19 protein-coding genes are annotated in these 22674 nt (G+C 54.3%); 7 read left to right on the forward strand and 12 right to left on the reverse strand.

Translation table 11 applies throughout. From position 1 onward, the window contains the following. Positions 1-297: 297 nt before the first annotated feature. The 10 genes from cas2 to A4G99_RS03075 all read right to left on the reverse strand — a co-directional run bounded on the left by cas2 (position 298) and on the right by A4G99_RS03075 (position 11743). A complete protein-coding gene (cas2, locus tag A4G99_RS03030) occupies positions 298-594 on the reverse strand; it encodes a CRISPR-associated endonuclease Cas2 (protein ID WP_342764443.1) in 297 nt (98 codons plus the stop codon). Next, on the reverse strand, positions 560-1555 hold the full coding sequence (cas1b, locus tag A4G99_RS03035; protein ID WP_066139292.1) for a type I-B CRISPR-associated endonuclease Cas1b: 996 nt from the start codon (positions 1553-1555) through the stop codon (positions 560-562). Before cas1b ends, cas2 begins: the two co-directional genes overlap by 35 nt. Before the next feature lie 2 nt (positions 1556-1557). Further along, on the reverse strand, positions 1558-2025 hold the full coding sequence (cas4, locus tag A4G99_RS03040) for a CRISPR-associated protein Cas4 (protein WP_066139295.1): 468 nt from the start codon (positions 2023-2025) through the stop codon (positions 1558-1560). A gap of 190 nt (positions 2026-2215) precedes the next feature. Then, positions 2216-5047, reverse strand: coding sequence for a CRISPR-associated endonuclease Cas3'' (locus tag A4G99_RS03045; protein WP_082837692.1), 2832 nt, complete (start codon positions 5045-5047; stop codon positions 2216-2218). Positions 5048-5070: 23 nt separating this feature from the next. Further along, positions 5071-5871 (reverse strand): type I-B CRISPR-associated protein Cas5b, encoded by an 801-nt coding sequence (gene cas5b / locus A4G99_RS03050; RefSeq protein ID WP_066139421.1) that lies wholly within the window; start codon positions 5869-5871, stop codon positions 5071-5073. 8 nt (positions 5872-5879) lie between these two features. Next, complete coding sequence (gene cas7b, locus A4G99_RS03055; protein ID WP_066139299.1) at positions 5880-6917, reverse strand: type I-B CRISPR-associated protein Cas7/Csh2; 1038 nt, start codon at positions 6915-6917, stop codon at positions 5880-5882. A gap of 21 nt (positions 6918-6938) precedes the next feature. Further along, a complete protein-coding gene (cas8b, locus tag A4G99_RS03060) occupies positions 6939-9074 on the reverse strand; it encodes a type I-B CRISPR-associated protein Cas8b/Csh1 (protein WP_223301669.1) in 2136 nt (711 codons plus the stop codon). Next, entirely contained in the window at positions 9071-9892 is an 822-nt protein-coding gene (locus tag A4G99_RS03065) for a CRISPR-associated endoribonuclease Cas6 (protein ID WP_066139302.1), read from the reverse strand. Before A4G99_RS03065 ends, cas8b begins: the two co-directional genes overlap by 4 nt. A gap of 312 nt (positions 9893-10204) precedes the next feature. Continuing rightward, entirely contained in the window at positions 10205-10759 is a 555-nt protein-coding gene (locus A4G99_RS03070; protein ID WP_223301670.1) for a hypothetical protein, read from the reverse strand. A 69-nt stretch (positions 10760-10828) separates the two neighbouring features. Next, positions 10829-11743 (reverse strand): nucleotidyltransferase domain-containing protein, encoded by a 915-nt coding sequence (locus A4G99_RS03075; RefSeq protein WP_066139306.1) that lies wholly within the window; start codon positions 11741-11743, stop codon positions 10829-10831. Between the two features lie 480 nt (positions 11744-12223). Here A4G99_RS03075 and A4G99_RS03080 point away from each other — a divergent pair, with 480 nt between their 5' ends. Then, a complete protein-coding gene (locus A4G99_RS03080; RefSeq protein WP_150123017.1) occupies positions 12224-13027 on the forward strand; it encodes a DUF6293 family protein in 804 nt (267 codons plus the stop codon). 1434 nt (positions 13028-14461) lie between these two features. Continuing rightward, positions 14462-15586 (forward strand): hypothetical protein, encoded by a 1125-nt coding sequence (locus tag A4G99_RS03085; protein ID WP_223301675.1) that lies wholly within the window; start codon positions 14462-14464, stop codon positions 15584-15586. A 12-nt stretch (positions 15587-15598) separates the two neighbouring features. On the opposite strand, the gene A4G99_RS03090 is transcribed toward A4G99_RS03085, so the two are convergent. Both A4G99_RS03090 and A4G99_RS03095 read right to left on the reverse strand, forming a co-directional pair. After that, complete coding sequence (locus A4G99_RS03090; RefSeq protein ID WP_150123019.1) at positions 15599-15820, reverse strand: hypothetical protein; 222 nt, start codon at positions 15818-15820, stop codon at positions 15599-15601. A gap of 72 nt (positions 15821-15892) precedes the next feature. Then, the gene (locus A4G99_RS03095) at positions 15893-16114 is read right to left on the reverse strand and encodes a hypothetical protein (protein ID WP_066139318.1); all 222 of its coding nucleotides are present in this window, start codon (positions 16112-16114) and stop codon (positions 15893-15895) included. A 372-nt stretch (positions 16115-16486) separates the two neighbouring features. Here A4G99_RS03095 and A4G99_RS25015 point away from each other — a divergent pair, with 372 nt between their 5' ends. From A4G99_RS25015 to A4G99_RS03115, 5 genes are read left to right on the forward strand one after another with little or no spacing between them, the layout of a single operon-like run. Further along, positions 16487-16753 (forward strand): hypothetical protein, encoded by a 267-nt coding sequence (locus tag A4G99_RS25015; RefSeq protein ID WP_150123020.1) that lies wholly within the window; start codon positions 16487-16489, stop codon positions 16751-16753. A 24-nt stretch (positions 16754-16777) separates the two neighbouring features. Continuing rightward, positions 16778-18184 (forward strand): hypothetical protein, encoded by a 1407-nt coding sequence (locus A4G99_RS03105; RefSeq protein ID WP_066139323.1) that lies wholly within the window; start codon positions 16778-16780, stop codon positions 18182-18184. Between the two features lie 6 nt (positions 18185-18190). Then, positions 18191-18337 (forward strand): hypothetical protein, encoded by a 147-nt coding sequence (locus tag A4G99_RS25650; RefSeq protein ID WP_190303672.1) that lies wholly within the window; start codon positions 18191-18193, stop codon positions 18335-18337. A gap of 56 nt (positions 18338-18393) precedes the next feature. Continuing rightward, positions 18394-21609, forward strand: coding sequence for a VirB4 family type IV secretion system protein (locus tag A4G99_RS03110; RefSeq protein ID WP_066139327.1), 3216 nt, complete (start codon positions 18394-18396; stop codon positions 21607-21609). Further along, positions 21609-22661: a hypothetical protein gene (locus tag A4G99_RS03115; protein ID WP_066139331.1), complete on the forward strand. Its 1053-nt coding sequence runs from the start codon at positions 21609-21611 to the stop codon at positions 22659-22661. Before A4G99_RS03110 ends, A4G99_RS03115 begins: the two co-directional genes overlap by 1 nt. Positions 22662-22674: the final 13 nt, after the last annotated feature.

A 22674-nucleotide genomic window follows, 5' to 3' on the forward strand; every position in this document is an offset into this window, starting at 1 on the left:
CGTCGCGTCCCTTCAAACCCTCATGGGTTCGTCTGAAACTAGTCATTGGGATACCCTGCTTCAATGAGGTTTCCTTCAAACCCTCATGGGTTCGTCTGAAACCGCCATAGTGAGAGGGTTCGTCCAGCCAGATCGCGTTCCTTCAAACCCTCATGGGTTCGTCTGAAACCCGCCGTATTTTGGACGGGTGAGAGCGTATTGACGCTGGTTTCACAAAGAAATTTCCATCGACCTCCAATTCCTTCTCAACCCCTTGGGGTCGATGGAAATTTAGAATCACAGCGGATCAACCCCCTCTCAAGTGAACCGACTACCTGGTTCCTCACTCGAACCATACGTAGTGAAGTTGAATGCGGCGGGATTTGTGGACTCAAAGATAACAACCGAATCATTTGGCTCTAACTTGTCCTCGATTTCGTTTTTCATAGCGGTAACCTGACCGTCCGTGAGCTTTCCAAAAAACACTGACTGCTGAAGGTGCTCTAGCCGCCTGCGCAACAATTTTCGGAAGATGTGTGTTCTCTCGGCAGGGACATCGTATACGACGATCACTTGCATCTCACCACCACCGGGCCGTTGCGTGGTACGGTTCATCAGTCAAGATATGCTTTTTCAAACTGTAGACATCAGTTTGCACTAGCGTTTTGAAACTCACTTTCCGGTTCAAACGGGGATGATCGATGGTCTCGTCGAGCATTTCTTCGAACTCCTCAAGGACGATCATTCGTCCATTCTCGTTTAGCAAACAGCCGTTGAGTTCGTCTTCGAAATCATTGATCGATAACTGTTGTCGATTCACCAGCCGGAAGAGCAGCCGATCCGCCAGGATTGGTTTGAATATATCTGCGATGTCAAGCGAGAGCGTGAATCGCCGCTCACCAGGCTCATGAACGAATCCGATCGTCGGATCGAGAGCCGTTTTCCGAATTGCGGAGACACAGGTAGTATAGACCATCCCATTCAGGAATGAAATTCCAGCATTCGCTTCATTTGTTGGAGGGTTGTATTCTCGTCGAGTCAGTGTAAATGGATCACGAAGAATTTGATCAAAGCACTCATAATACTTTTTCCGTGCGTTCCCCTCGACTGATCGGAGTTCGTTAATATCTGTGGTTGTCGAGACGGATTGTTTCAATTCTTCAAGTTTAGTGACGGTGTTCGAAAATTTCCCCCGTCGGCCATCGTAATACCGGATATTTCCTCGCATATTGTGAATGCTTGCTTCGATGATACTCTGTCCGATCCGGAGCCGGCGCGCCGGGTCATCGTATGCTCGAACTTGTTCGACCACTGTATTACCGGACACCTGACCGCGCTTTGGCAAATAGGTGCCTCGATAGTAGTCTTTCCAGCCGAACACGTGCAGCGGGACGTTGTGCTCATTTAGAAGTCCTAGTGCCCGGGTGTTAAAATCGAGTTGTCCGTGAAGATACAGCGAGTCTACGGATTCGATAGGGAGGTATTCGGTCTTTCCCTCTAGCGTATCGATTCGCAATGTCCCTTCATTTCGTGAAAGTTCACCGTCGGCGAAGATATGATGGTTTGGTTTGGGCATGATTACATCCAACAGAGATCCTGATACAGGCAGGAATCGCAGTATGGTTTCTTCTCTAATTCTGGGGGTTGATCCCGGCTTACCACATCCAGGATTCCGCCAACAGTCGATTCGACCTGATCTGTAGCTGAATTGTCTAGTGTGATTGACTCTCGCTTTCGTTCCGTGGGATATGCTAGGACTCCATCTCTCTCGACCCCATGAATCTCTCTCAGGTACCATAGATAGAACAGTAACTGCATCCGCGCCGGCTTCTCCAGTGTAGAAGAGACTTTGACCTCCATCACGTCACCCGAGTCTAGAACATCGAGTTGGATTCGGTTGTCAATCATGAATGACTTACGTGCGTTCTGATAACTGGTATCGTCGATGTGAGTTCCACGTTGGATGTTGGTTGTCTCTCGGTCTATGTCGATTCCTCGAGACATGAACCAAAGTTCTCGTTTACAAACGTGGTAATACTGCACCATGAGGCCAGTAATCCTGACCTTTGGTTCATTCGCTGGACGCCGTTCGTCTCTAACGTATTCTGCAACCGGTCTGTCTGTAGTCACAAGAACCGACACCTCACTTGAGGGGTTTGTTTATTGAATGTCATTCAATATGAGTTTCTTAGAGGACGTTCATTACTCTTCTCCTCACTCAGAGAGGGGCCCCAACTCACCGTGTAAACCGAGCCGAGACAGGATCTGTTATTGGTTTTAACCCCCCCGTGGCAAGATCATATTTGAGCTCGCTACCACCAGAATATCGGAAGACCTGAACACCATCACTATCGCGCTCTTGGTTATCGATTCGGGATAACCGCGGTGCGTCTTCGATAATCGATTTTGGCAGCGACACACGGATTCCAGAGGCATTTTGGAGACGGTCATAGCCAACTGAATCCCCATTCACAAGGAGATCAGAGATTCGCTCGATTTCAACCCTGTCGGCCTCTGTCAGTGCGACTAGGACATCCAGCGTTTGGATTCCGCCGATCAGGGATTGGCGCCCAAGCCAGCGGGCCTTCGCATTATCAACCGCTTCTCGGAGGTCACCATTCCACAGTGACTTTTCATCAAGTGCCCTGAAATAGGAGGCTACGGCGTCTCGAGACAGCGCCACATCGGCTGCATCGGTATGATTCGGTATCTCTGCGAGAACGTTCGAAATGATCCTAAGGTGTCCCGGAATCCCCGCGTCAGTCGCTCCTTTCTCATAGACGTAGTAGGCCGGCGGTTCCGTAGAGGGGTTCTGTGGGGTTTCTTCATCCGGAGCAGCCAGCATCCAGACAATTACTCGACCGCCATTTTCGCCCCATTCGTATGACCGATTGCACCGACCTGCTGCCTGAACAATACTGTCCAGCGGAGCGATATCACGGAAGACAGTTTCGAAACTGAGATCAACGCCCGCCTCGATGGCTTGGGTTGAAACGAGAACGAACGACTTTTCCCCTGTTGACAGGCGGTCGGCGAGTTCAATTAGAACTCGCCGATCAAAGGGACGATACCGCGAATTCAGTGTCAGGAGGTAAATCTCAGAGTTCGCTGATGACCGTCTTGCTCGTTTCGAGCTGACCGGATTGATCTCTGATGTGGAGTTCCCAGTAGATTGGGTGCTACGTGTTAGTACCTGGTCGACGATCTCCGTAGGAGTTAGAGCTGGATTGGTTGCATCTAAATTGTATTCTTCAAGGACCGCTTCGATTTTGCTCCCGAGATGAGTTACGTTGGGACGGTCTTCGAGGACTTCTGTGAGTTTTCTTGAGCTACTGATGGTGTTGCAAATAGCTAATGTCGATGCATTACCGTTGGTTGCTTTGAGAATGCGATCGACAGCTGTATCGTATCCGACGTGTGTTTCCTGGAGGCCAACTTGGCGGCTCAGAGCTGTTGGATCAATCGTGTATTGGACGCGCTCTGCTTCCGCAAAATAGGTCTCCTGGGATATTGGCGAGAGGACTGTTTCATATGATGGGCCTTTCTGGCAGAATTGGCAGTTGGCTCCATCATGATTCTGGCCAGCAGCCAATAGCGACTCTGTTTGAAGATTTCTGACTAGATTCGGTTGGGTCGCAGTCATCGCAATGATGTGGGCGTCGTATTCATCGGTCATGATATCCAGCAACCGCTCAATCCCGTCCCACCAGTCTTTCGGTAGTGCTTGGGGTTCGTCCAGAATGATGATGCTTGATTTGAGGGCCGATAGTTTCAGTCCTTGTCTGTTGGTTGGTCCAGCGAGGCTTTCGAATAATTGGACGAACGTCGTGAGTATCGTTCCATCACGCCATGCTTCTCCGAGTAATTCGGCGGTTTCATCGTCAGTATCCGTCGTGTCGGTTTCCTCGTACTCGTCGTGGCGGACAATCGTTTCACTGAGATAGTGATGTACCGTCAGAGCCGATTGTTTTGGGTCAGCGCCCCACAGGTCTGGATCCTCGAAGAGAGCCCGAGTCTGTTCGATGATACTCGTATACGGAAGGGCGTAGATGATCGGTCTCGGTGTCTCAGCGCTGTCGCAGTCCGAGAGCAAATCTCTTGCCTCGAAGGCTGCCGACAGTCCGGTGAACGTTTTTCCCAACCCTGTCGGAAGAGTGAGTGTCGCGATTCGTGAGTCCGGACTGACCAGCCACTCGTGCACCCCCTGAATGGTTTGTCTGCGAGCCCGTTCACGCTCGTCGTTCAGGCGCGCTTCGAGGGTGGGTTCGGGCGGCTCGTTTCGTATGTCTGCAATGTAGTTCTCGATCGCTTCCCGGTCAAGGGTGTTCAGATCGAATATCCAATTTTCGGGGATATCCATCGCGTGGCTCTTATCGGCTAGCGTGATGGCCGACCAATATCGAATGGTTCGATCGTAGAGCTTCTGGGGAAGAGATGCAGAAGTTGGTGTGTGGCCCTCCAACGTTTTTCGCGCGCTCACTTCCCGGAGTTCTGACGCTACTTCTCCGGACATTACCCACGAACGGAACGCGTTCCAGTCCGGCTCTGACAGTGGTGTCTGTGCGAGCAGCTCTGTTGCTGCCGTCGGCCACATCTCGTTGAGTCCATCCATTTGAGCCTGGATTACCCCGTCTTGTTCTTCGAACGCCCGGGCAAGTGGTTCAGCAGTGTACTGCGCAGCATTAGGAAGGGCTTGGTGATGACGAGCAACTGCTAAGGTCGCTGCGAGTCGGTCTCGGTCAGGGGCATTCAGCTCGCCTAGCACGTACCATGTAGCCAATGCGCCGAGGCGTGCGTGTGTTGTCTCCTCGCGGGGACAGTCAGGAGTTTCTTCAGGCCGTACGTAGGACTGAAACTGTGGAGTTGCCTTGCCGAAATCATGGAGGACAGCCGCTGCACGAAGATACGTGGCAACCGCCCCGTTTTCACCGAGCAGGCGAATCGCTCGATCTGCAACAACCTGGTTGTGAGCAGTGAGCCGCAGATCCCCACGCTCTGTCAACTGGTCTTCAGTGTACGTGTTTGTTTTTTCGTCTCGTATTGGGTGTGAAATGAGCGGTGGATGCATGGAAAGTTGATTAGAGGATGTAGTTAGCGAAACACGACGGTTCGTGAGCCGACGGAAACCGGCGCGGGATCTGCATCAGCTTTGATCCGAACTGAGTTCTCGGCCTGTTGAGTGTAGACATAGTCGTCGAATCTCGTTGTTCGACGGCCTCCGCCATCCTGTTCCATCACTGCTGGGGATCGCTCAATGCCGTAGGTAACTCCTCCTTGTGGAATCGCATCCGAGAGCGACCCAGGGACAATCGAATCGACATCAATCGTGGTGTCATTCTCGATCCTGCCTGGGGATTGCCCCGATCGAACATCTTCGATAGTCGCTAGATATTCGGACTTTCCAAGGCTGGGTGGATACACAGAGGTGCCTGACGTGAGGTGCTCTCGAAGGTCGGTGTAGAATGCTTCATCCTCCAGTGCGACGTCGATTCGGTAGGCCGGGTCAGCCAGAACTTCGTATGCATGGAGTTGTCGGTCCTTCGTTGTATCTTGGTACGTCAGGTTGTAGGTGCTATAGTAGTTCCCGACTTTCGTCGTGACGTCTTGTCCGGGGTCAGTGCCGACTCCGACCGTCGGAATGTTGATTGTTCGTAGATCAGACAACGGTGTGATCGCGATGGCGGCATTGTCGGCTCCGAAGACGTCATAATATGAGTCCCGGTCGGCGCCTACGATGGCTGCCAACATGCCAGCGATGGTCGTCCGCGGTGGTATTCGATAGGTTTGTTTGGTAACGCTTCTGCCGACGCGCTTGAAATGACCCCAGGAGGACCGAACGGTGAATGAGAGACAGCGATCTGGAACGCTGTCGGCGTCAATCTGTGGCGACATCTGCTGGCTCACGTTTGACTTGCAGCCGCCAAGTCCCGTTCTTCGAGCACGTCGATCCGGTGCACATCGTGGCCATCTGACTCGAGATAGTCGGCGAATGCATCGCCTTGCATCGTCTCGTTCTCGATTTCGACTGTTAGGCGATCATCGCCGACGATGTGAATCGTTTTGATCCGATCACTAGCGGCGTTCAATCCATCAACTAGATCCGATGCATCGACGATCACATCATTCACCGAACGGGGCGACTCAGCGCTCTCGTTGGCGAGGTCGAGCATCTCATGGAGGCCACCAATGTGATAATTCCCGTTCTCATATTCGACGCGGAGGTACAGGCGAGGTTCTTGACCCAACTTCGAGCGTGAAGTGGTTTGATTTTTCAGAGCGCGCCAGCAGAGTGTGTCGAGGCGTTCGATATCTTCCTGGCTCAGTTGGGTCGACTCAGCTCCGTTGTTGTCGACAAGACCCCAGAACGGAAAAATTCCGTATTTAATTCGCTTGTCATCCAAGTCGAATCCTCCTTGTCGGTTTTCCTCTCCCGTGGAAATAACACTCGTAAGTGAGTCGTATTCTTCATTTTCCTCGACTTCATTCAGTGATTTTGAGGGAAGGAACTGGACCGGGCCCTGATAATGATTTGGCAAGACATCGTTCAGCCCTGTTCGGAAGGCCTCGTCTTCCTCATCATCGCTGGATTCGAAGCTGAGCGTTGCCCCGAAGTAGCGGACATCGGTCGCAGCTTGGAGAAAGTCGGAGCCGAGATCTTCGATCTCTTCGATCTCTTCAGCATCGCCAACCAAGTCTAAGACGTCCTTGATCAGGGTAGTACGGGTTTTCGACTCGCCGTTGACCTTCTTGACGTAGATGTCATAGCCGTCATCCAGAAGCTGATCCCGAAGGTAGCGTTTGAGACGAACGTCAGTGATAATCCCCTGACCAGTATCCGGATCACGTCGGGGTCGGTTATCGCCAATGGGGTTGCCATTGGGATTGCAGTCCTGCGCGTCGTACACGAACAGCAGTTCGGAGCGGTTGAGTGTTGTCATTGGTATGTCGATGGACGGTTATTACTTGGCAGTACTTTCCGCAGTAGCAGTTTTGTCATTCTTTGCCTCGTCGCCTTCGTGCATTTGGAATGCGACTGGCATTGATCGTCGACCATGAGCGTGTCCCAGGACATAACAAAACTGGAGTTCGCGTTTGTCGATTTCCCAGTCAGTGGGCATCGTCTCGGTTTCATCTAACAGTCGGTCAACTGTTTCTGGGAAGAGCAGGTCACGATCGAACGACCGGTTTGAATCCTGTGCATAGACTTTGGCCTTCTCCAGTGCTGCAGTTAGTGCGTTCTCCAAGCCGTGCTTCGTGAGTTGATCGCCCTTCGTCCCGGCGTCGAGCGGGCGGCCAACTCCTCGAACGGAATCCTGGTGCCAGCTAATCTGTCCAACCAGAACGCCCGCCAGTGCTGCTGCCTTTCGTGTCTTATCGTCGAACAGCGGACGGTCGAGAAACGCGTCGAGACGGTGTTCACGGATCGCTGCAATGTTACTCGTGTCAATCATGGGTTCTGTGTTCGTCATAGTGTCAGTGTGTTCAATTGGGACGTCGATTCCTTTGAGCAACCCCGCTCGCGAGAGTGTTTCTAGGTGGACGAGCTGCTGGGCGACGATTTGCACTGGTGGACTGTCGCTGCCTTCCGAAGCGTTGTCATATCGCTGGAGATACTCCTCAAAGAGCGTTTTCACGTCTAGTGGCGTTCCGGAGAGAAGCCGATGGTCAACAACACGTCGAAAGTCGTCGCCCTCCTCGTCACGGTAGGCGAACACCGCGTCCGTAAATTCGTGATTCGTAATTCGAGCAAACGCCAGTCGACGTGCTCGCGTCGTATCCGTATCGAGGGTGAGTAGCGGCCAATTGTTGAACTGTTCGAAGCCACCGTTGGCTGGGCTCAGCGTCGGGCCGTCGATTGTCTTTCGGAGTGCCTCTGCCAGTTCGGTCGGCCAGTAGACTGTCGCAGCCGGTTCTTCAGCGATGATATTCTTATCATCGCTAATCGGCATGCTAATCGTGTAGAAGCGGAGTTCTTGCTTGGCTAACTCTCGAATGGCCGGATTTTCGTTCTCGGTGAGGTTGAACGTAACTTGCGCCATCGGTGGATCTGCCGATTCATCGATTTGGCGACCTCTGTCGACCGAATCGATGGCTCGATAGAGAGCATCGGCTTTTAGCCCCGTCATCTCACCAGCGAAGTACGGGAGGACGTACGTTTCCATCCCACCGTTTCGGTAGACGCATCGTTCGATCAGGTCCTGGCCTTTAGCGAACAGCATAGCTACGTCGTCACTGATCGGGTAATTCCGCCAAGATTCGGTCTTTCGAAGCCCTGGCTGGGAATCGGGATGCTTCACGGAAAAAATCCCGAGCGGACTTTCAGGTGTACCGACCACACGGCCTTCTCCTCCCGAAACCACGTCTGTGCCCTGCCCTTCGGAGGCTCCCTTGTCGATATTCTTGTTTGCGGCGTTTGCGGTAGCATACCGCTTCATCGCCTCTTTGAGAACGGTGATTTCCGCTGGATAGAACCACTCCTGATCAGTCGTATCAATCGATTCTAAGTTTTCGGCATTGAGTTTCATTCGGACTGTTACGACATAGGGAATGGATTCATCGGATGGCAGAAGATCAATAATTTTGGACTGTAAGGACGTTAGAGTCTCGGAGTCCTTTTCAAAGACCTCCGCGAGCATCTCAATGAGCCATCCATCTGGATGGCCAGCTTCACCAATAAGGCTCTGAATGCTATCTTGGCCGGTCCACGATCGGATTCGACCCAGGATCGTGTTACTGACTCCCTTGGCGTCGTTTCCGTTTTTCGAACCGATCTGGGTCAAACTATACTTCGCTCCCCGACCGGACGATTTGTGCGAGTAGCCAAGTTTTGGGATATCTTCCTTACGGAGGACATCTTGACTCAAGTCGGCTATTTCTGGTGCGTCCCCCGTCAGATCCAACGAAATCGTCACTAGACGACCGTCATCAACAAACGGCTGGAGTTTGCTGGGTGTCGTATAAAGACTGCCACCGCTTTCGGCGACGGCCAGGATGCCGTACAAGGCCATGACATCCTCCAGACTTGCCGGCGGGCGGGCGTGCCAGTATTCATCCAGCGCGTTCTGGAAGTCTTCAGGAATTGGTCTCTTGTTCATGTGGTGTTGGCTCGAGGTGGATTCTGTTCACGGAGGTTGAGGAACCCGAACCCGTGTTCTCGTCGCTGACCGATTCCTGAATCCAGTGCCAAGTTCAGGTGATATCGATGGGTGTCATCCCGAACTCGGTAGCCTAGCCGCCACTTCGACAGAATGACCGTTCGGTCGACAGCCGTGGCGGGCTGGAACTGAATGGAGTAGGTGACATCGTCCTTGATCGGCTCAATTCGGTTGAACAAGGGGTCGTCAACCTCGGTGGGGCCGTCGTAATACTCATCTCCGAACTGTTCGTGAGTCTGTTGGATCGACCGGCGGATTGTGGCCTGCAAAGGTTCCATCCCATGCTCTGGCCGCCAGAACAGTTTGGTCTCTGACTCTCCGGCGTCCATCTTTGAGGTGTCGAGACCGTGTTCCTTGGCTAACCGCCGATTAAGTGCACAAAACACGCCCGTCCCTGTGTCGATGCGACCGGTTGAGCCTGCTTCCCCTACTTGCGGAGCGTGAGCGGTAATGTCTGCGATTTTGAACCGCATTTGACCGACTTCGAACTTACGGTTCCGCCCGAAATGCGCGATCAGGTCATCTAAAATATCCCGACGAGGTGAGGCAATCCGAATGTACCGTTGGTCACCCTCTTCGATCATTCCCCAGGGGAAGATGTTCGAGAACGCGAATCCAATACCGTGGCTTGTGTCGTGAAGGTCAGTATATTCTTTGTTTCCCTCGAGGCCACGCCAGATTCGGCCACGGATCTTATGGTGGGCTGCGGGGTCGTAACCCGCGTCTGAGAGGGCTTTTAGTGTTAGTTCGATTCGCAATCGTTAGATCACCATTTTAATTCTGTCATTTGATCGCATAGGTGGGTGTTCTTGGGATGTCACTTGAATGTGTTGGTTATATAATTTTTAATTTTGGCACTTTATGGATAAATGGATATTTCAGCGGTGGGCGGATAAAAATACTTTGAGAGAAATTTTGAATCATCGGACAAAACACTCTTCGCAATCGTACCGCTGTCGTCGGGTTTCCCTTATATAGACAGTGCCAAATAGAACAAGATGTGAAAAAACAATGGGAGCGTCCTGACTGCTATTTTTATTCAGTTCAAGAAGGGATGACTACGGCTCGGATTACTCGTCCTTTCGGTAGAGTTCCAAGTACCCTTGGCTGTCGCGTTGGTCGGGACGATTATAGTACGGACCCTCCAGCTTGTTCGCGTCTTCGTCGTACTCTAAGGATGTCGTCCCATAGTGCATATTGAGATCCCCATTCGTGGCAGTCCCCTCATTCAGGTAGTTGTACGTGATTGTCGGCCACGCTTTCTCATTGACCGTGATGGTCGCTCCCTCGCTATGTGACTGTGACTCGGGGCCGTCAAGCGTCACCTCTACTTTATCCCACGTCTGCTCAATCGTCACCGAGGCTTCCATCTTCGTGAGATCGTCTTTCTGCTCTCCCTCATTGAGGATCAACTCATCTTTAATCTCGTCGGAATCTGCCGATGTGTACAGGTACCCTTCCCATTCCCCGCGAAGATCCGGGACTTTGACCCGCGCTATCTTTCGCACCCACGACCATCGCCAGAGAAACCTCGTGAACAGGGTGTAGATGATTGTTGCGGCACCCCCGAACGAGACGATACCGAGAACACCCAGCACTGCTTGTCCAAGCCAGAGTGCTCCCATCGCCAATGCACCCATGAGCATGTAGTGGTAGTATCGGCGTGGTTGGTCGGTAGAGAAACTGTGCATCCGCTACCAGTCCTCCCACATCCGATGCAGACGTGCAATCATTGTCTCGGCGGAGTCGGTGTTCCACTGCGTGTTGTTGTCCCCGAATATCGGTTCCATTTCCGAAACCTGATCAAACGTCGTCAGGTCTATCTCGTCATCGTCCAAATGGTCGAGGACCTCAATGAACCGGTCACTCATGTTTGACCGCTTGAGGATGCGCTGAGGGACATTGTAGATCAGGCACTCGATGAAGTATGACGGCGCATCAATCGACCATAGCGAGTCCCAGTGGTCGTTGTAGTAGTCCCGCGCGTTTTTGAAGATCCGGACTGTCTCCTTGTAGTTCGAGTGTTTATCGCAACCGTTCTCATGGTGGAGCTTAGGGAAATTGATGATGCGGTCGGTGCCGTAGAGTGGCATAAAGTGCATCCCTTCGTCGTATTCCGCATCTTCGTTGCCACCTTCAGGATACGTATGGTAGACACGATATTCGCCGCACGCGACTACATCAACATCGACGTCGAGTTGTGAGGTCTCTTCTTCATCGATTTTAATCGCTTTATTCCCTCGGCTCACAGCAGACGGGTTGAACTTCGTTTGGAGTGCCCGCCGAACGTCGTCGTAGAAATCCTCACGGCCGTAGTCAGGATCACCATGATCGTCCTGATAACGCTCCTCTTCTTCATCGGTGAGATTGCTGCGGTCGGAATGCCACACGCTGGTGATTTTCGTAACTACGTCGATGTCACTTGATGACCGTGTATGAGTCGTATTTCTGTACGACCCTTGCAGGTATACCTCGTATTCTTCATCGCCTTGTTCGAGCGGTGACCGCTCGGTCATGAGCGCAGTCTTCACCTTCTTGCGTGCATCAGCCGATCCTTTGTCTGCTCCTGTGCTGTTCCAATCGCCGAACTTACTCTCGGGGATCGCCATCTATCGACCCACCCCCAGTGATTCGGCGGTAGTCTTCGTGTACTGTTCAAATTCGTTCGTTAGTTGCGTTCTCGACATAACTTCCGTAAATTACTGCGATTTATTTCGCCTGAACATCGAAGCAAATATATGGTGCCGACTCTATTCTCAAAGAGAGGTTTGCGGAAACCTGTACGCTCAATGTGCAGGGTTGGGCACCACCGCGCCCACGGTGTTGCCCCTAATTCACTTCCCCAACTTCTATTCATTAGTCAATCACATGTTTCTCAATATACGGGCGCGCGTATTAAATGGTAACATCTCTTACCAATTTAATTTGAATTTTTCGATTTGCTTGATTTGATTGATTTAGAGTATAAAAAAGATTGAACGGATCTTGTCGATTATACCGGTTGAATCTCAGACTAGATCGGTTCCTCTGGCTTCTTGAGCCAACTATTCACCACAATGTACTTAGTCCTTCGCAAACTGGTTAACTATATGACTGCTTCCTATTCCGAACGGATTTACATCGCCCCTCAAGGCTACGAAGATGAGCGAATCTATTGTCCAGCAATCGGTCTTAATGCAGAAAAGGTGATTCTTCTCACCCATACTGGAAACGAAGGAGATAGTAGGGCGAACCGCTGTCAAGAACGTGTTGAAGAAAAACTCGAAGAAGAAAGCATAGAAATCGAGAATTTTGACTGTGATATATTCGACCCAATAGACGCGCTTAAGGCCTTCATGACCTGTATTCGTAGGATTGAGCCGAATGCGGATGTTATCGTTAATGTTTCATCAGGTTCGAAAATAACCGCAATTGCCGGTATGATGGCCTGCATGTTTACCGAAGCTGATCCAATGTACGTGCGGCCGGAAGGATACGGAAGTAGGGAAACAGCAGAAGGGAGAATGGGGGACAGCGATGCGGTTAGTTATGGAATGAAAGAAATGGTGGACCTTCCTGCATACCCCGTCACGGAACCGGATTACGAATTCATTCAGGTTCTCGCATATATATCTGATAACCAGCCAGGTTCAGGGATTAAGGGCGTAATCATCAAAGAGATTGGGGGATTTTTACTTGAGAATGATTTTTCTGCGGTTGAAACCAGTAATGCTGAAGATCCTGAGAAAATCTATCCGCTTGTAAATAGGAAAATAATTGAGCCCTTATACAGTCAGGGCTTAATCGATAAACAGAGATTTGAGAAGAGCATTCATATTCGGACGACCCGGAACGGTGAACGAATGCTCGAATTAGGTAGGAGTCTAATCAGTGACGAGGGGGACGTAATATAACTTCTCAGGCGTAGTTTCTGTCTCAAGTAGATTCAACGGCTGATGGCGAATCTACTTGCTAGTTGATCTGTATTCTCTCCCCAAGATAACCGCCTGTTTCGCGTCGCTTTATTTATGTTCAGTCTCTATCTGTAGGTATGAGGGATTGTCGAGTACAACACGGGCGGCCCGAATCGTGAGACCATTGACCGCAATCATATTGGCGTGATTGTACGTCACCATGGTCGCTTTGACAGCAATCTGGACGACGCGATAGCCGAAGCCCTTGCTGAAGGATACATTGCAGAGCAGGCTGGTGCGTATGTTGCTACAGATCAAGTCTGGGACCTTCTGCCCGGTACCTCGCGCACGTAATCGCTCGTGATCTTATCCGGCACATTTCTCACATATTTGCCTAATAAAAAGGACTATATTCTCTGGGAATTGAAGACTCTATGTGGCAAGCAAGACGGCCACCGGCCTGCTCCAGCGACCACTGGTAAGACATTGGCCAGATTGACGGCGTTTCTCCGTCGAGAACCACGGTCACACGGAGCTTGCCCGCGCCGATGCCCGGGACAACCGGAACAAGCGGCAGTTTGCGGGCGACCACACGCCTGTCAGACTCGAAACGCGCTCTCGGCACCCAAGTGACGCACACCACTCAGTACGAGAGGCCGCGGAGATGAGTTGGTTCCCGTTGAACGATACAGGCACGTGGAACAGGCCAGACTCGTCTGCCTGAAACCCCTCGCTCGCAAGAGTGGGGGAGAGTAGGTTGCTGTTAACCATTACACTGCACCAACTGATACTCACCCAATAGCCGCTGTATCGCTCGTTTTCGGCCACTGACCTACTAGTGGAGTCCCAAGTTTTATCCTAGTTGAATCCCAATTATAGGATAGGTAAATTAACGGAGTAGTATTTACGTATAAATCGACGAAGTTATCTGAAAGCAACAGCCCCCCTCGGCCTCAGCACCAGCCTCGCAGGCTGTGGCATGTCCATGGGCGACAGCGGTGGGAGTATGTCCACATTGGGCAATAACCCCAGTAACACCTGATGTCGGCTAGGTAGATTTGTTACACCTGTACACTAACGCAGACATTATATCCTTACTATAAATAAACCAAATAACCAACGAAAAACTTATCCATATTAGTATAATAATATTATCTAGAAAAAACGCCTGCACTGAACCACGAGTGATTCACTATGACACCACCTCCAACCGATACCACAGGTAACCGCGAATTGCATAGTAGACGGGCGTTTCTCGCTGCTAGTGCATGTGTTGGAGCGACAGCACTATCGGGCTGTCTCCTCCCAACAGGCGCAAGTGGTGGAGGTGTGCCGCCTGCAGGCCCGACAAACAACAGCACGAACGCAACGAGTGGTAATTTCGGATCGATCGATCCACGACATTGGCGAGGTGAGTTCCATAATGTGGTGAACATGGCGAAGGCAGGCGCAGATCCCACTGGGGATGAGGACGTCTCGCCTGTGATCCAGCGGGAAATTGGGAGTGATACGCTCCTCTACTTCCCGCCCGGCCGCTACAAGATGAACAGCCAGGTTCGGCGCGTCGGTCTTCGGAATATCGGTATCATTGGGCAGAACGCGACGCTTGTTCACGGGCGCGTCGACGCGATCAAAGGCTTCGACGTCTCGGCGGGTGAGTTCCACGGCCCCGCTCAGCACTTCAAAATCGGCATTCCCGACAACCCACATCGGGGGAAGTTCTTGTTCGGCGGATTTACCCTCGATTGGCGCGGGGACAATCAGGGGATACAGGTGTTGAATCACCATACAGCGGGGACGTCGGAGATTCACTCCCTTCGCCAGGTCGGAATACATTCGCTCGGATGCCAGGGACCGCTTCGAGTCAACCCGGCGACTGAGAAAGCCCGAGCCCGCGTGAGTAACGTTGATTTTCGCTTTGGTGGGCTCACCTACCAGAAAACGATCAACACGCGGAACACGTATGACGGTGGTCCGTACGCTGGCCGTTCGTGGGCGACGTCGGGGATCACGATGCATCCGAGGGCGCAGGGATTCCTTCGTGTCGAGAGCTCATTATTCGGCGGGTGGCCGGACAACGGTATCTACGTGATCGGTGGCGATCCTGAAACGGGCGATGGGACGGTCGAGGTCATGAACTGTATTGCGGCGAACAGTCAGGCGTCCAATATCCGCATCGGCGGCGACAACTCACGAATCCACAACTGTGTAGTGGTAACCGATCGCTCGTTTGGAGAGGAGTTCTACTACGAGCAACGCCCGATCCGCGTCGATGATGGCACCTGTACGGTCTCAAATACGAAAATCATCCAGAAGAACCCGACCGGGTGGTCGCTTACGATTCAGCACGCCGTCCAGAAAGCGATGGTGAAAAATGTACAAGTGACGATCAAGGACGCGCCAATGAAGGCACTCGTCGTCGACGACGGCGTTGGTCAGGCAACTGTACAAGACTTTGTGATCAACACACCTGGGTGGAATGCGACAAAGGCCCGTGTCATTCGGAACGGAGGGGCGACGCTCAAGAATGTGTATCTCGACGGCGAAAAGATCGCGTGATCAGTTTGGGTTTCAGACTCGGGTAAACTGATCGGCATTTACAGGGAAGATGCTCCGTCCGTATAGCTTGATGAAATACGCCGCAAGGAACCACGAGAGAATCACCAGAAAGCCACCGTTTGCACCCTTCCAGCCGAGACCGTACATCGCGATAACGCCCGTGGTTCCGAGGACAACGATCTGGATGATGCTGCCGACGACAACGACCTTCAGAAGGCCGACGAGTATCGCCAAGTGTCGACGCACTGCTTCTCGCGCAGATTCGTTTCGCGGTTTGATCGATAGTGGCGGAATTTGCATGGTCTCTTACACTCCGTTTTCTTCTCCTTTGAGGGGGTCGTCTATTAATTCGTATAGTGCGGTCTTTGGATGAATGTTTTCCACAATCTCTGCAGCCGCCAAGATTCCCAGTCGATTATGGATATACTGTCGGGAGCGCCCTGTTTCATCTACGATATAGGACTGCGTCGCCCGTCCGTCGCGTAGTATTGCAATAATCTCCTTGTCGACCTCTGTGAGAGTAACCATATTAGTGGGTTTGTTAACAGTCCTGAAAAATATTCTCGTCTCCCCTGTTAATAGGTTTACGGACACTATGGGTGAGACCGTAAACTATAACTAACCCACTGTGTCCGTAACCTATATGTGGTAATATGATATATTCCTTATTGTATTATGTCCAAAGACACCGAAAGAATTGGGTTGGAATTCGTCAGCGAACCGCTCTTGAACGCTCTCAATCGGGCGGCTGAGACGTATCGTTCCCAGGAACGCATAGTTAACGAGAAGTGGAACACCATCCCCGATCGCTATATTCGTCAGGGTGCTGGCATCATCACGGTAACCTCGGTCTTCTCGGCGCCAGTAGCAGCCCAAGCCACCCAGGAAGCGAGCGACGTCATGTGTTCATCGGGGCTCGGTCCTGTGATCACGCTCGCGTTCGGGATGATCACGATCGGGATGATCCTCCTCTCGGCGTTCCGCGGTGCGCTCGCCGTGAACAAGATGGGAAGCGCCCGGTCGGACAAGAAGAAAGAGGGCCGTGAAGCGCTCAAGGGGGCGATTATCACGTTCTGTGGCGCGTGGTTCTTCCCGCTGTTCGCGGTCGTAATCGACAAAGCGGGTGTGAGTACGCTCTCGTGCGTGAATTTCGGGAACATCATGTGAGCCACCTGGCTCACTCTTTTGACCATGATACGGAACCGTAACACCAGCTGGCTGCCGGCGCTCTGTCTCGTCGCGATAGTCGTACTACTCGCCACACCCGTCGGTGCTCAATCAGCCGCGGCGAACAACTCAACCACCGAGCAGAACCACTGGATCGGTCTGCCAGGTCAAACGTCGCCACCGGCTAACACGACGACAACGACGGCCACAACGACAACGACGACGAGCGGGAACAACTCGACAACCGGCGGGAATGGCAACGACGACGGCGGTGGCATTGTCGACGACATCCTCGGCGGTGGAAGCGGCGGGCTGGTCCCCTCGATCAACCCGGTCGATATGGCGAAGGGGCAGCTCAAAGCGATCGCCGGGATCTTCCTCGGCATCGGGAAGGGCATCGCGAATATGGTTCGCGATAGCGTCGCTGCAGTGCCTGCGCCCGGGCAAGCAGACAAGCCGAGTACGTGGGTGAATCCACAGAATGGGCTGTGGCCGGGTGTGTACAAGGCTTCTCGATGGACGTCCGGCCTCGCTGCCGTGGCGCTCATGGGCGGGTTCGGCATGTCGTTCTACCGTTCGGACCCGTACGAGAAGCGCCAGGCCTGGAAGAGTGTCGGTATCGCGTTTCTCATGGTCGCGACGACCTGGATCATTCCCCCGCTTATCCTCCACCTCGCGAATGAGACGGCGGTGTCGGTCGCTCCTGATGGCGCCGAGTTCATTCAGACGAACTCGAAACTCGCGAAACTGGGTGTCGGGATTGGTGTCGGTGCGCTCCTCGGATTGATACAATCGGGGACGATCGCGGTCGGGATTCTCGTCCTCGGTCTTGAGCGCGCGCTCATCTATGTGTGCGTGTTCCTGTGGCCACTCGCCTGGGCGTGTCGGTCCTTCTCCGGGTTCCTGAAGAGCATCGGCGACACCTTCGTCCATCTCTTCGGCGTCGTGATCATCACGAAGCTCTTTCAAGCACTCGTCCTTCGGTTGCTCGCCGATCTGCCCTGGACATCAAGCGCACTCGGCGTGTTGGAGACGTTCACGCTCGTCGTTGGCGGGCTCGTCTTCGCCTTGCTCATTTTCCCGAAGGAGATGCTCGCGCACGCGAACGATGCGGCGTCGGTCGCCCTTGGCACCTCCGCGGCGAACCAGCGCAAGGCGGGCGAATACGTCGACAAAGCCGGCGAACGCGTCGGCCACGCGGTCCATGAAAAGTACCAGGATTACCGCGGCGACGATTCGAGTTGGGAGCAGTCGAAGAACTCGACGTTTAGCACCGGCACGTCGGCAGACGATGAGACGGTGAACTACCACTCGGTAGACAATGCGCTGAATGCCGATGGTGGGATCGACGCCCAAGCTGCCCGCGAAGAACAGGAACGCGCCGATTACGAACTCAATCGGGGGCGCAACATCCTCCAGCGATACGAGTGATCAACGATGACAGATGATACCACTGCCGACCCGTTCGAACTGGCAGAAGACGACGGCTACCACCGGATCACGCATGGTCAGACCGGGATCGGAAAGTCCCGCTTGATGGCTGCGAATGTGGCTCGGTGGTATGCAGAACAGCACGACGAATAACCCCGTTTCGGTTCACGCCGCCCTCCCAGTGCAAGGCTGGGAAACGGGCCTTACCTATGACAACCAACGAAGACGCGCCGAAAGATCCGACGCAACTCGTCCCGCCCTATGTCGATTCCGGCCTCGACTTTCACGGGTTCAAAGTGAACGACATGCTCTACGGCGCGCCGGGCGCCGGTCTGATGGGCGTTAGTGGCCTCGCCGCCCTGTTCGGCGCCCCACTTGCCCCCTCTGCAGTGGGCGCCGGAATCGGTGCTCTGGGTGGGCTTGGTGCCTTTGGGCTCGCGATCTCTTCGGACGAGTACACCTCGGGATTGGACCGGATCAAAGCCCCGCTCGCTCAGCTGAAAGCCAGCCGTCGCCTGCCAAAGACGGGTGACGAAGCGGCGACTGTCCACGGTGTGAAACGGATTCACGCTGACGGCACCGCCGAAATGGAGGATGGCCGTCTCGTCGCGATAGCCCGCATTTCGGGCCGCAACACGGCGATGCAGAAAGACAGCGAGGCACGGGAAATGATTGGCCGGGTTCGGACCGAACTCGACCAGCACGTGAGCGATTTCAGTTTCCGGCTGTTCAGCTCGGCGCTGGAACTCGACCCGCGGGACGTCACCGACAAGTACCGCGCGAAGCTCTATTCCTCGGAGTACGCCGGCGAGGAATGGAAACTGGCCCGCGAACTGTTACGGAGCGTCATTCAGTGGACCGAGAACACCGACTTCCCGCGCTTCGACGCGCGGGAATGGCAGCACTATCTCGTCGTCGAAGTCCGCCCGGACGAAGTTGCCGTGTCGGATATGACCGACGACGGTGAGATCCGCTCGTTGCTATTCGGTGGCGACGATGAACAGTGGGAGGCGAAGCGGCGACGGATGCAGCGGGAAGTGAAAACGCGCCTGTCTCGCCTCTGCCGGGCGTTCGGGAGCACCGACGGGTGTGAGACGACCCACGTCGGTCCCGCCGAGCATGCGCTCCTCTTGGGGCGCTACTGGAGCGGGACGGAGCACTCCTTCGACACCGAGCGGGTGACGAAAGATATCGATGCCGCGGTATGGCCCCACACCGCCGAGAAGGGCGACAGTCCGCGCCCGGAAGCGGTAGACGAAACCGACACGCCACGGACAGGTGTGGCGGATGTCGCGACGGTGGAAGCGACGACCGACGGCGGCACTGTCTCGCAACCAGTCGCAACGAGTACGCACGTGGATGAGGATGCCGACGAAGACACATCGTTCCTTGCGCAGGTTCGTGAAGGCTTACTCGCCCCGCTCACGAACGGCGATGACGGCGCCGGCCTGGCGCATGACCGCATTCAGGAACTCCTCGCGCCACAGACGTTTGACGCCCGCGACGGCTACGTGCGAACGGGCCAACAGTACTGTCGGACCTACTGGATTGCTGATTGGCCGGTCGAGCCCCGAGAGAAGTTCCTGGAGCAGATCTACACCATGCGAGGCGTGGATGTGGACGTCTGTTTGGACGTTCGCGAGCGGGACAAGCGCATGACCGAGCTGGAATTGAAGGACACGATCGGGGAGATTGACGCGAACATCGACGAGCGCAAAGACGTGAGCGACGTGTCGGCGATTCTCGTCGAGGACGACCTCGACCCGTACGTGAAGATGTACAAACTCCTCCACCACACCCAGGCCCAACCGTGGGACTTGAGCGGGTACGTGACGGTTCGCGCAGGAACGCGCCAAGCGCTCGACAAAGCCGAGGAACGAATCGAGGAGGGGCTGGCGACAGAAGAGGATCTTACGCTGGATATCGCGAAACACCGGGCACTCGAAGACGATTGCAACAAGGTCCGGGACACGCTCGAAAGCGCACCCGCTCACCTGACGGTGCTGGCCCCGGAACAGCGCCAGGCCGAGCTATTCGAATCCTGCTCACCGAACGGGCGGGACAAATTCGCCGACGTCTCAACGCGCGAGCGCTATTCGCTCACGTTGTCGGGAACAGTCGCGGCGGCCTTCCCACCCGTTTCGGCGTACATCGACGAGGAGGGCGGCGTCGAACAAGGTCGAAACGTCCAGAACGGCAGTGAAATCGTCAAAGATCAATTCTCGGTTGCGCCGGGCCATCGGTTGACGATCGGGAACTCTGGGAGCGGCAAATCGTACCACGTCGGTAAGCAAGCGGTTCGCTGGTATTTGGCTGACGAGAACCGCACGCTGATCCTCTGTGACACGATGGGCGAGTTCGGGAGTCTCATGGACCTACTGAACGGTGAGCACATCACTCTTGACGGCTCCCAGACGATCAATCCGCTTCACATTGAGGAAACACCGGAAAGGGCACTGGAAGCGTCAGGGAATCTTGACCCTTACGCGATGAAGTTCTCTGAAGCGCGCAACTTCATTCTCGACATGATTGGTGATGAGGAGGGCGATTTCGCCCCACTCGTCTCTGACGCACTGAACAATACCTACGAACAGGCAGGGGTGATGAAAGAGGATGTCACGACGCACAAACCCGAGAACAGTCCGACCATGGCCGACTTTCGAGAGGTCGTCAACGACATGGGCGAGAATCCGGGCGAGTACGTCGATTCAGAACTCGAGAAGGCACAGATAAAAGAGAACGCCGGCCCACTTCTCCGACGGCTCAGTGGCTTCAAAGAGGGCGGTGAACACGACGCGCTCGTCGGGGAATCCGAGGCACACATCCGCCCCGGAGAAGTGTCGTATCTCGACTTGCAGCAAATCCAGGGCATTGGTGAAGCGGCAGACAAGGCAACAACACTTCAGCTCATGCTCGGGCAGGTCTACCAAGCAGTGAAACGTGCCCCGAGTAAGACCCTCTTCGTCATTGACGAAGCGCACTACCTCTTCCAATCGAAGGAAATCCTATCGTGGCTTCAACAGTCAGCACGCCACTGGCGGCACTTCAACGCCGGACTGTGGTTCCTCTCCCACCGCCCGGCAGACTTCGCAAGTGCCGATGACACGGATATGCAAGAGGCGAAACGTGCCATCCTCGGCCAAGTTCCAACAACCGAGTTCTTCTACACAGACCGACTGGAAGAAGAGGACGCCAAGCAGCGCTTCGGGATGAACGACGAGCAACTGAACTTCATTACTTCCCAAGCCAAACGCGGAGAGGACGATGTCGGATACTCCGACTACCTCGTCGATTATGCGGACGTCGAAGGGTGGATGCACGCCCAAGAACGGGCCTCTCCATTCGAGCATATCATCTACAGCTACAAATCCAGTGAACACGGTCCCTTCGAGGAGTACGTCGCGGACGAATGGGGTGACATCTAATGGGGTTGTTCGGCAGTGACGAGGAGACGGGCGACTACACTGCAACACAACTCGGCGAGTCGTACACCCAAACCGTCGACGAGACGCCGGGCGTGTTGCTCGGCATTCGGCCCTACAAAGACAACCAGGGGATTGTCGACGGTGCCGCGATGCTCCAATCGCTTCACGACGTTCGGACGAAGGGATTTCGGGACAAGAACATCAGCCAGCACCACTCCTTCGAACTGTGGTACGACGAGGAGAAGCTGAAGTTCTACATGCACGCCGCCGACGAGGACGCCGCCGACAAGTTCCGCCGGCGCGTCGCAAACAGCTATTCGAACACCCAGGTGTTTCAGGTGGAAGGTGGCGATGCGTTCCCACAGATCCGCCCTGACGACTACGTGGCGGGCGCGGAACTCGACTTGAACCGCCACTACTACTACCCGATTCGCAACCATCAGGGCGAAGGCTTCGAGCGGGACCCATACGGCGAAGTGACGAGCGAGATGCTCACGACGCCGGAAACGCGAGTGGTTGTCCAGGTCGTCTTTCGCCCGGCAAAGAACGACTGGACGGAAGGCAACGGCGGCCTCCTGTCCCGGGACGAAGGCGTCGACGACGTCGCCGAAGGGCTTCGATCGGACCAGGTCGTCGGGTGGCTGAACCCCCGCACTCGTGACGCGAGTAAGAAAGACCGCGAAGCGGCGGATATCGTCGAAATGCAGCGGGGACAGTACGGGTTCCACACCAACATGCGGATCCTCGCCGCCTCGCCCGACAAGTACGAAGCCGAATCACGGGCCCGAGGCGTGGCGGGGATGTTCACGCGCTACTACAACACGATGACCGAACAGGGCTTCACCGACGCGCCTGTCCCGGCCAGCGATCGTCCCGCGTTCATCGAGAAACTTCACACTCGCGAGTGGGAGGACCGTGAGATGATCCTCTCGGTGAACGAACTCGCTGGGGCCGCGCATATTCCGAACAAGGAGATTGAAACGCCGAAAATCGACTGGCGTTACGCCCAACGTGGCGGCGAAGTGCCGGCCGACAGTCAACGCGAAGAGTAACAGCGACGGCGAT

Source organism: Haladaptatus sp. R4 (assembly GCF_001625445.1).
Lineage (GTDB): Archaea > Halobacteriota > Halobacteria > Halobacteriales > Haladaptataceae > Haladaptatus.